The sequence below is a fragment of the Pseudomonas saponiphila genome (genome assembly GCF_900105185.1).
GTDB lineage: Bacteria > Pseudomonadota > Gammaproteobacteria > Pseudomonadales > Pseudomonadaceae > Aquipseudomonas > Aquipseudomonas saponiphila.
In genome coordinates this window covers 444,219-453,875 of the sequence record NZ_FNTJ01000002.1, presented here as the reverse complement: position 1 = coordinate 453,875, position 9,657 = coordinate 444,219, and the positions used below count along the sequence as shown (strand labels likewise).

General features: G+C 61.9%; 8 protein-coding genes, 2 rRNA genes and 1 pseudogene. 5 read left to right on the top strand and 6 right to left on the bottom strand.

All coding sequences use genetic code 11. From position 1 onward, the window contains the following. Positions 1 to 106 precede the first annotated feature (106 nt). Positions 107 to 445, top strand: coding sequence for a tryptophan synthase subunit beta (locus tag BLV47_RS24035; RefSeq protein WP_092318356.1), 339 nt, complete (start codon positions 107 to 109; stop codon positions 443 to 445). A gap of 59 nt (positions 446 to 504) precedes the next feature. Here BLV47_RS24035 and lapD read toward each other — a convergent pair whose 3' ends face one another. Beyond that, the gene (gene lapD, locus BLV47_RS24030) at positions 505 to 2,451 is read right to left on the bottom strand and encodes a cyclic di-GMP receptor LapD (RefSeq protein WP_092318353.1); all 1,947 of its coding nucleotides are present in this window, start codon (positions 2,449 to 2,451) and stop codon (positions 505 to 507) included. 14 nt (positions 2,452 to 2,465) lie between these two features. Further along, the gene (lapG, locus tag BLV47_RS24025) at positions 2,466 to 3,158 is read right to left on the bottom strand and encodes a cysteine protease LapG (protein ID WP_092318350.1); all 693 of its coding nucleotides are present in this window, start codon (positions 3,156 to 3,158) and stop codon (positions 2,466 to 2,468) included. A 301-nt stretch (positions 3,159 to 3,459) separates the two neighbouring features. On the opposite strand from lapG, the gene BLV47_RS24020 reads away from it, so the two are divergent. The 4 genes from BLV47_RS24020 (at position 3,460) to BLV47_RS24005 (ending at position 6,872) form a co-directional block, all read left to right on the top strand. Continuing rightward, positions 3,460 to 3,834 (top strand): thioesterase II family protein, encoded by a 375-nt coding sequence (locus BLV47_RS24020; protein WP_244168951.1) that lies wholly within the window; start codon positions 3,460 to 3,462, stop codon positions 3,832 to 3,834. A 203-nt stretch (positions 3,835 to 4,037) separates the two neighbouring features. Then, a complete protein-coding gene (gene istA, locus BLV47_RS24015) occupies positions 4,038 to 5,723 on the top strand; it encodes an IS21 family transposase (protein ID WP_062838241.1) in 1,686 nt (561 codons plus the stop codon). Continuing rightward, positions 5,611 to 6,360: an IS21-like element IS1474 family helper ATPase IstB gene (istB, locus tag BLV47_RS24010; RefSeq protein WP_062838242.1), complete on the top strand. Its 750-nt coding sequence runs from the start codon at positions 5,611 to 5,613 to the stop codon at positions 6,358 to 6,360. Before istA ends, istB begins: the two co-directional genes overlap by 113 nt. Continuing rightward, positions 6,357 to 6,872 carry a thioesterase II family protein gene (locus tag BLV47_RS24005; RefSeq protein ID WP_244168950.1) on the top strand — a complete coding sequence of 172 codons (516 nt, stop codon included), beginning with the start codon at positions 6,357 to 6,359 and terminating at the stop codon, positions 6,870 to 6,872. The genes istB and BLV47_RS24005 overlap by 4 nt, the downstream gene beginning before the upstream one ends. Before the next feature lie 69 nt (positions 6,873 to 6,941). On the opposite strand, the gene BLV47_RS37145 is transcribed toward BLV47_RS24005, so the two are convergent. From BLV47_RS37145 to rrf (BLV47_RS23990), 4 genes and pseudogenes are all read right to left on the bottom strand, one after another. Further along, positions 6,942 to 7,727 carry a methyl-accepting chemotaxis protein gene (locus BLV47_RS37145; RefSeq protein ID WP_371920319.1) on the bottom strand — a complete coding sequence of 262 codons (786 nt, stop codon included), beginning with the start codon at positions 7,725 to 7,727 and terminating at the stop codon, positions 6,942 to 6,944. Between the two features lie 69 nt (positions 7,728 to 7,796). Beyond that, positions 7,797 to 8,822, bottom strand: a pseudogene (locus BLV47_RS37140) (HAMP domain-containing protein); the annotation flags it as partial. A 363-nt stretch (positions 8,823 to 9,185) separates the two neighbouring features. Next, a 5S ribosomal RNA gene (gene rrf, locus BLV47_RS23995) occupies positions 9,186 to 9,301 on the bottom strand. Positions 9,302 to 9,413: 112 nt separating this feature from the next. Further along, positions 9,414 to 9,529, bottom strand: a 5S ribosomal RNA gene (gene rrf, locus BLV47_RS23990). Positions 9,530 to 9,657 lie beyond the last annotated feature (128 nt).

Here is a 9,657-nt window from a genome sequence, read left to right as displayed (position 1 = left end):
GCGCCGTGACGATTGTCGCGCAGCACCGCATACTCACGCGCTGGATGTGGCGTTGGCCTATGTCGCTGAGTGCCGGACGCCGAATAAAAAGCCTGAGGGATTTGCCATGTTCTACGTGCAACGCGATGCGCAAGGTCAGCTGATTCGGGTGGAAGCCGCCGCATACGCCGAGGCTACCGAGACGCTGCCTGCCGATCACCTCGAGATCCAGACCTGGTTCGCCAATGAAGCGGTGGAGGTCAGTCTCAAGCAACTCAAGCAGAGCGACCTGGAGATGATCCGGGTTCTGGACGACCTGATTCAGGTCCTGACCAGCAAGGGCGTGATTCGTGTCACCGATCTGCCGACGGCGGCCCAGGCCAAGCTGATGGATCGCACCCAGGCCCGGGTGGCCCTGGGAGGCTTGAGCCGGTTGATCAACGATGATGAAACCGGATTGATCTGAGATTCTTCGCCGGCAAGCCGGCTCCTACGCCAGGAGACGGCTTGCCGGCGAAAGCGCTTTCAACTCCAGGGCGCCGGTTCGCCGAACAGCTGCCCTTGCACGCCGTACAGCCCCATCTCGCGAATCACTCGCAGCTCGCCCTCGGTTTCAACCCGCTCGGCAATCAGTGGCAGGTCGATGCTGTGCGCCGCGCGCTGGATGGCTTCGATAAACAGGCGCTTGTCACTTTCCTGGTCGATGTTGCGGATGTAGCTGCCGTCGATCTTCAGATAAGCCAGGCCCAGGCGGGCCAGGTTGCCAATCATGCTGAAGCGGCCACCAAAGCGCTGCAGGCTCAGGGAGAACCCCAACTCCCGCAGGCGCCGGGTCAACTGTTCCAGCTGGACCTGCTCGGGCAACTGTTCCTCGCCGATCTCCAGGGTCAGGCGCGGCCCTAGGTCGGAGTACTGGCGCAGAATGTCCATTACCCGGCTCAAGGCCTGGGAATCTTCCAGGGTGGCCGCTGAAAGGTTCAGGGCCAGGCTGCGGTCATGCCCGGCCATCTGCTTGAGGACCTGCTCGAGCATCAGCACGTCCAGGCGCGAGGTCCAGCCAAAGCGTTCCAGCCACGGCAGGAAGCGGCCGGCGGGAATGGCCTGGCCCTGCTCGTCCAGCAGCCGTGAAAGCACCTTGTAATGCAGCACCCGCGCCGTGTCCTGGACCGCCACCACCGGCTGGAAGTACAGCTGGAAGCGTTGCTCCGACAGCGCCCGGTCCAACCAGGTATGCCAGGCATGGTGATCGTCGCCGACCTGGGCACCGGTGCCCTGGTCCAGGCACGCCCAGTGGGTGTCGCCCTGGCCTTCGGCCTGGGCCAGGGCCTGATCGCCGAGGCTGAGCACTGCTTGGGGCGAATCACCGTGGGCAAAGGCTGCCAGGCCGATGGAAGCTACAGCGGCAACATCGGTAGCGCCCGTGGCATGCAGGTTGCCCAGCGCGCTTTCCAGGCTCTGGGCCAGCTGGATGGCTTCATTGCGCACCAGACCCGGCGCTAGCACAGCGAACTCACCACCACGGACCCGGGTCACCAGGTTATGGGTCTCGGGGTACTTGTTGCATTCGCGCAGCAGTTGCTCACCCACTGCCTGCAGCAGTTGGTCGGTGCGCTGGCCCCCCAGGCGCTGATTCAGGCCGGCCAGATCCTTGACCCGCAACAGCAGCAGGTAACCGGAGCTGGCCTGCTCCGGGTTGCTGACGCGGGCATGCAGCTGCATTTCGAAATAACGTCGGTTGGCCAACCCGGTCAGGCTGTCCTGATACGACTCGATGCGCAGTTTTTCACTGCGTTCGGCCTGCTCCTGGAACAGGGCCTTGAGCTTCTCCACCATCTGGTTCATGGCCTGCACTACGCGGCGCAGTTCCGGGGTGCGAGGCAATTGCGGCAGGCTGAGGAATTCTCGCCGGGCAATGGCATGGGACTGCTGGACCATGTAGTCCAGTGGCTTGAGCTGGCGCCGCAGCAACAGGGCACCGAGCACCGCGCTCACCGCGCCACAGATCAGCAGCCAACCCAGGCTGCCCAGGGCGCTCTGCCAGAGCTTGGCCACAGCGAACATCGGGTGGCTGAGCACCTCGACCCGAGCCGCCTGCTCCCAGCCACGGCTGACGATGGCGTCGCCGCCGGCCGGCTCCAGACCAATCAGCGTGACGAACCACTGGGGCACATTGCCGACCTCGGGAATGCCGCTGCGCTCGACGATGGTCTTGTCGGTGGCCAGGTCCACTACCCGGATGCTGGAGTAGTAGCCGCTATCGAAAATCGAACTGACCATCAGCTCGACCATCGCCGGATCATCGATGTTCGGCGTCAGCGACAAGGCCAGGGCTGTGGCCGCATCCTGGGCATGGGAGCGCAGTTGATTGACATATTGGGTGCGCGAGCTTTCCAGGCTGACCATGAAGCTGCCGCTGAAGGCGACCACCAGGAACACACAGATTGCGATCAACAGCTGTTTAAACAAAGACATCTGAGCTCGTGCTCCTAGTTAGTCGTCTCGACCGGAAAACCTTCGGCCTGCATTTTTTTCAACACGTCCTGCCAACGGGACAGGCGCTTGGTGTCACCAACCCGTTTGTTGCCCTTGGCGCCCGGCAGCCACAAGCCTTCGGCATTGAAGGAGTACACCGGCAACAGGTCGGTCCGCTCGCTGGCCGGGCGGATGGTGTCCTCCAGGCTGTCGAGCACCAGCGGCATGGCGTCCGCACTGGAATAGTAGGTCAGGACCATGTGCGCGCGATTCTGGCGCAATGCCTTGACGTAGGTGATGCGCAGTTTGTCACTGGACACCCCCAGGTGGCGGAGGCTGAAGTACTTGGCGATCGCGTAGTCTTCACAATCGCCAGCGCCCTTCCACAGGGCTTGGATCGGGGTTTCCCAGTAGTCCACCTGGCCCCACAGGTCGATATCTTCCACGTAGCGCACGTTCTTGTTGAAGAACAGGTTGACCACTTTCAGTTGCTCACGCTCGGGGACCTGCTTCTGCGTCGCCAGCAGGTGCTGCCAGGCGTCGATACGTTGCTGACCTTCGCCCAGGGGACCGTAAAGCGCCGTGGCACGTTGACTGATCAGGGAAAAATCCCAGTCGGCGTGCAGACTGCCCAGCAGCGCACCGGCCAGCAGCAATGCTGAGCAGAACCAGCGCAGGGTCCGAGAAAGAGCTAAACGTGCCGCCAATGCGATGAGTCCATGGGAGCTGTCGTAAATCGGCTGATGGTGAAGGCTGGCCCGGCAAAAGACAATGGCACCTTACAATCACTGGTCACCGGAGAAGGGCCTGCACAGTTCATTCACAGAATAGCCTCAGGCCGCGTTTGTATCCTGAGCGACAGCCGACGAATTTACCCTGTCGCCACGTGCATTCAGCAACGTCAGCCACTATGTTAGAAACCATTCACGGACTGGGACGTCCCCCGTCGAACAGCCTCTTGTCTGCGCCAAGAAGCCACCCACGGGCCACCTTGCTTAAGGAAAAGCTGTGTACACCGACACCCGACAATGGACGCTGGTGATCAATTCAGGGCAAGCCTCCCGAATCCGCCTGATCTGTTTTCCACAGGCCGGCGCGGCTGCGGAGCAGTTGCGGGTATGGTCCAACAGCCTGGCCGATCATATCGAGCTAGTGCTGATCAACCTGCCCGGGCACGGGCCGCGTCGTGACGAGGCGCCCTGCGACAACTGGCCGAGCCTGTTGAAAGACACTTTCGCAGCACTCGATCCCTGGCTCGGCGAACCCCACGCGCTGTTTGGCCACGGCCTGGGCGCATTGCTGGCATACGAGACCTGCAAGTACGCTCAAGAGCGTTTCCCAGAGCAGACGCGCCACCTGTTTGCGGATTTCGGAGCACCGTGACCGGCCGTTTCGGTTGATCGTGACCGGTCATTTCGCTAACGCGTGACCGCTCATTTCGGTAGCAACGTGACCGATTTTCCGCCTGTTCCGAAACAGGTGGTCACGGCTTACCGAAATCGCCGGTCACGACTTAGCGAAAGCCTTCCCCTTCGTTGCGCATGACCTGATGCGCCGCCATCCTCGACCGATTTCGGGAGAGGAAGATGGCGGCGCCGCGAGTAGCCATGCGAAACATCAAAGAATGTCTGCGCCTCAAGTTTGAGGCCGGCTTGTCCCACGAGAAGATTGCCCGTGCCTTGCAGCTGTCCAAGGGCGTGGTTAGCAAGTACATCGCGGCGGCGCGGGTGGCCGGGCTGGACTGGCCGGCGCTGGTGGCCATGGACGAGGCCGCGCTGGCGGCCGCCTTGTTTGCACCGACGTCGACGAACAAGCCGCGCGGTGAGCGAGTGCTGCCCGATGTGCTGAGCATCCACCGCGAGTTGCGACGCAAGGGCGTGACCTTGCAGCTGCTGTGGGAGGAATATCTCGCCGCGCATGCGGGCCAGCCGACCTACCGCTACACCCAGTTCGTCGAGCACTACCGGCGCTACGCCCAGACGCTCAAACGTTCGATGCGTCAGCTGCACCGTGCGGGCGAGAAGCTATTCATCGACTATGCCGGGCCGACGCTGCCGGTGGTCGACCCGGCCACCGGCGAAGTGCGCCGGGCGCACATCTTCGTCGCCGCCCTGGGCGCCTCGAATTACACCTATGCCTGCGCGACGCCAGGCGAAACCCAGGTGGACTGGCTGACCTCGCTGGGCCAGGCTCTGACCTACTTTGGCGGCGTGCCGGAAATGGTTGTGCCGGACAATCCGCGCGCCCTGGTCGCCCAGCCGGATCGCTACGAGCCGGGCCTGAACCGGGCCACGCTGGAGTGCGCGCGTCATTACCAGACGGTGATCCTGCCGGCACGGCCACGCAAGCCTCAGGACAAGGCCAAGGCCGAGGTGGCGGTGCAGGTGGTCGAGCGCTGGATCATGGCGCGGCTGCGCCATCGGCAGTTCTTCAGCCTGCATGCGCTTAACCAGGCCATCGCCGAGCTGCTGGAGGATCTGAATCGGCGCCCGTTCAAGCGGCTCGATGGCTGCCGGCGCGACTGGTTCGAGCGCCTGGATCGCCCGGCCTTGCGAGCGCTGCCGGTGCATCCCTACGAGGTCGCCACCTTCAAGCGCTGCAAGGTCAGCATCGACTACCACATCGAGGTCAATGGCAGCTTCTACAGCGTGCCCTCCGCCCTGGCCCGGCAGAACGTGGACGTGCGACTGACGGCACACACCCTGGAAGTGCTGCATGGCAACCGGCGGGTGGCCAGCCACCTGCTGCTGGGGCGACGCGGCGCTTACAGTACCCAGCGCGAGCACATGCCCGCGGCGCACCAGGCGCATCGCGAATGGACGCCACAACGCCTGCTCGACTGGGGCGCGCGGATCGGCCCCTACACGCGCCAACTGATCGATCACCAACTGACCCACAAGCCGCACCCGGAGATGGGCTACCGCGCCTGCCTCGGCCTGCTCTCGCTGGCCCGGCGCTATGGCAATGCACGCCTGGAAGCCGCTGCCGAACGTGCCGTACACCTGCGCGCCTTCACCGGGCGCAGCGTGCGCAACCTGCTCCAGCAAGGCCTGGATCAACAGCCGCTGCCCCAGCGTGCCGCCGAAACGACCTTACCCGGCGACCACGAGAACGTCCGTGGCGCCGACTACTACCAACCCCCGCAACAGGAGCTGTTCGATGATGCCGCAACACACCCTGAATCAACTGCACCAGCTACGCCTGGACGGCATGGCCCGCGCCCTGGAAGAGCAATGGACGCTGCCGGCCAGCCACAGCCTGAGCTTCGATGAACGCCTCGGCCTACTGCTCGACCGCGAACTGGCCTGGCGTGACAACCAGCGCCTGGTACGGCTGCGCAAGAAGGCCAAGCTCAAGTACGCCAACGCCTGCCTGGAAGATCTCGACCGCCGCACCGGACGCGCCCTGGACGAGCGTCTGATCGCCACCCTGGCCAGTGGCGACTGGATCCGCCAGCAGCACAACCTGCTGCTGACCGGCCCGACCGGTGCCGGCAAAACCTGGCTGGCCTGCGCCCTGGGCAACCAGGCCTGCCGCCAGGGCTATAGCACCCTGTACCTGCGCACCCCGCGCCTGCTGGAACAACTGCGCATCGCTCATGGCGACGGCAGCTTCGGCCGTACCCTGCAACAGCTGGCAAAGGTCGACGTCCTGGTGCTGGACGACTGGGCGCTAGCCCCGCTGGAGGAAGGAGCCCGGCATGACCTGCTGGAGGTGATCGACGACCGCGCTGGCAGCCGCTCCACCATCCTGACGAGCCAACTGCCCATCGAGCACTGGCACGGCTGGATCAACGACCCGACCCTGGCCGATGCCATCCTCGACCGCCTGGTGCACAACGCCTACCGACTGACGATGAAAGGCGAGTCGCTGCGCCGAAAAAAAGCCGAGGAACAAGCCGCATCGTGACCGATGCGATTACAATCCAGAACCCGCGCAACCGGGGTGGAAGCACCGGTCACGTATTAGCGAAACGCTCGGTCACGTTCACCGAAATCCGCAACCTGTTCGTTTCCGGCTGCCGCAGCCCCGACAGCCCGCCCCGGCGCCCCTTGCTGCACTCGCTGCCCATCGAAGCGTTTCGCGAGGCCATCCTGACCCTGGGTGCCAGCCCGCTGGAGATGCCTCGGGGGCAGGACGATCTGCAATCCTACGAACGTTTGCTGCGCAATGGCCTGAAGCTCTTCGAAACCTGGTACGACACCTCAAGCGGCTGCCTCGATATCCCGCTGACGGCCTTCTACGGCAGCGAGGACCCTCTGGCGACGGTCAACCATATGCTCAACTGGCGTGAGTTCACCGAGCGCGAATTCGAGCTGATCGAAGTGGCCGGCAACCACTTCTTCATCAAGTCTCAACGCCAGCGCCTGCTGCAGGTGATCAATACTCACCTGGGCCTGCTGGGTGAACACCGGATCTGAACAGCGCCCATGAAAAAGCCCGCCCTGCAGTGATGCAGAAGCGGGCTTGAGGGAAGGACCCGAGAAGGGTCAGATCTTGAAGCTGTCCACCAGTTGCTTCAGGCGGCTGGCCTGCTGCGACAGCGCATCGCAGTCCTTCAGGGTTTCATTGAGGTTGGCGACGCCCTGCTGGTTGAGCAGGTTGATCTGGTTGATGTCGACGTTGAGGGTCTCCACCACTGCAGTCTGCTCCTCGGTTGCTGCCGCCACCGACTGGTTCATGCCGTCGATTTCGCCGATCCGCTGGGTCACGCTGATCAGTCGTGCACCGGCCTGGTTGGCCACCTCGACGCTCTCTTCACTGGAAACCTGGCTGGCGTTCATGGTCGATACCGCTTCGCGCGAGCCGATCTGCAGGGAAGTGATCATCTTGTGGATCTCTTCCGCCGATTCCTGGGTTCTGTGGGCCAGGTTGCGCACCTCATCGGCGACCACGGCGAAGCCACGACCGGCTTCACCGGCACGGGCTGCTTCAATGGCGGCGTTGAGGGCCAGCAGGTTGGTCTGCTGGGAGATACCCTTGATCACATCGAGAATGTGCCCGATGTTGTCGGTGCTGGCGTTCAGGGTTTCGATCTGGGTGCAGGAGAGACTGATCTTCTGCGACAGCTCGGTCATGGCCTGGATGGTCTGCTCCACGACTTGGCGACCATCGTCGGCCTGCTCGCTGGCGCCGCTGGCGTGTTGTGAGGCATCAGCGGCGTTGCGGGCGATTTCCTGGGTGGCGGCCCCCAGTTCGTTGATCGCCGCTGCCACGCTGTTGGTGCGGGCGCTCTGCTCGTCGGAACCGATGATCGACGCGTTGGACGAGGCCATCACCCGTTGCGACAGGTCATGTACCTGGCGAGTGGCGGAGGACACTTCGGAAATCGAGGCGTGAATCCGCTCCACGAACTGGTTGAAGGAGCTGCCCAGCTCGCCGAATTCGTCCTTGCTTTCCACCACCAGGCGGCGGGTCAGGTCACCCTCGCCCTGGGCAATGTCCTGCATCGCTCGGCCCATGGTGATCAGCGGGCGCATCAGTACCTGGATCAGCAGGGTCAGCAACACCGCAATCACCGCGACGGCGATAAACATGGCGATCAAGGCAGATGTACGGAACTGGCTCAGCGGCGCGTAGGCCTTGGCCTTGTCGATGGACAGACCGATGTACCATTCGGCATTCGGCAAACCGGTCACCGGGGTGAAGGACAGGATGCGTTCCTGTTTGTTCAGGACCACTTCCTGGTTGCCACTGGCGATACGCACGTTGGCACCAGGGTAGATGTCCTTGAGGTTCTTCATCACCTGGTCCTTGTCCGGGCTGACGATCACCTGACCATCGGCGCTGACCAGAAAGGCGTGGCCCAGGCCACCGAAGTCCACGGAGTTGATGATCTTCACCAGGGTTTCCAGGCTCAGGTCGCCACCGACTACGCCCAGCAGTTCACCTTGTTTTTTCACCGGCATGGCGATGGTCACCACCAGGCCACCGACAGCCGCCATATAGGGCGGCGTCAGCATGGTCTTGTCGGCGGTTACAGCCTGTTTGTACCAGGGCCGTTGGCGCGGATCGTAGCCATCGGGCATTTTCGCGTCGGGGCGCTGGGTGAAAGTGCCGTTGGCCTGGCCAACGTAGGTGAACTGGAAGTTCGAGGTGAAGGCGGGCTGGTCGACCAAGCCCGGGAAGTCTGCGTTATGGCCCTGGTGAGCCACATTCTGCGCCAGGTTCTCGAGCACCAGGATGCGCCCGCTCATCCAGTTCTGCACGCTGCTGGAGGTGAGCTCACCGGCCTGCTGAATGGATGATTCGAGGTTCTGTCGGATAGTGTTTCGTTGCAGGTAGTCGTTGTACAAAGTGAACAACGCAAAAGCCAGAACCACTACGCCGGAGGCGGCCAAAAGGATTTTATGGCTGAACTTGAGATTCATTTCATGGGACTTCTTATGCCGAAAATGGGGATGCGTCTGTAAAGCAACATTCCATGTAACAGTGCAGGCGACGAGCCGCTCTACTTTGGTGCACGCATGTCTTATCAGTCTTTCGGCAAGAACACCCGAACCCTTAGGGATTTATCTTAATTACTCGCCTAAATTTGCCGAATCCCGCCGAACGGTGTTCCAGAGCCTTCGTTACCCCTTTTCAGCGGCGCGTCAGCAACCAAAACGATTGTTGTCTTGAGCGATAGATAGGGGGCGGCGACGGTGCTCGGGCATAGTGGATCGTTGATCAGCCTTTATCGAGCACAAAAACAAAACCCCAACTGCTTTCGCAGTTGGGGTTTCGGAATTTGATCTTGACGATGACCTACTCTCACATGGGGAAACCCCACACTACCATCGGCGATGCATCGTTTCACTTCTGAGTTCGGGATGGGATCAGGTGGTTCCAACGCTCTATGGTCGTCAAGAAATTCTGTGGCCGATCCGTTGGACTCAAAGTCGAACGTGTCAGCAAAATCAGTCACTTCTACAAATAGACAAAACCCCAACTGCTTTCGCAATTGGGGTTTCGGAATTTAATCTTGACGATGACCTACTCTCACATGGGGAAACCCCACACTACCATCGGCGATGCATCGTTTCACTTCTGAGTTCGGGATGGGATCAGGTGGTTCCAACGCTCTATGGTCGTCAAGAAATTCGGTAGCCAGTCCGTTGCTTGTGCAACGTGCCAGCGAATGGGTATGTAATAGAGTTGGTGTTTTGTGAGCCTGCAAACTTTCGGTTTGTTTCGTCTTCACACACCGCAATCTGGCCTCTTTCG

Excerpts from the sequence above, each read along its gene's own strand:
- istA (WP_062838241.1), top strand. The coding sequence starts at position 4,038 with ATGGCGGCGCCGCGAGTAGCCATGCGAAACATCAAAGAATGTCTGCGC.
- BLV47_RS37145 (WP_371920319.1), bottom strand. The coding sequence starts at position 7,727 with ATGGCCTCGTCCAACGCGTCGATCATCGGTTCCGACGAGCAGAGCGCC.
- BLV47_RS24035 (WP_092318356.1), top strand. The coding sequence starts at position 107 with ATGTTCTACGTGCAACGCGATGCGCAAGGTCAGCTGATTCGGGTGGAA.
- istB (WP_062838242.1), top strand. The coding sequence starts at position 5,611 with ATGATGCCGCAACACACCCTGAATCAACTGCACCAGCTACGCCTGGAC.
- lapD (WP_092318353.1), bottom strand. The coding sequence starts at position 2,451 with ATGTCTTTGTTTAAACAGCTGTTGATCGCAATCTGTGTGTTCCTGGTG.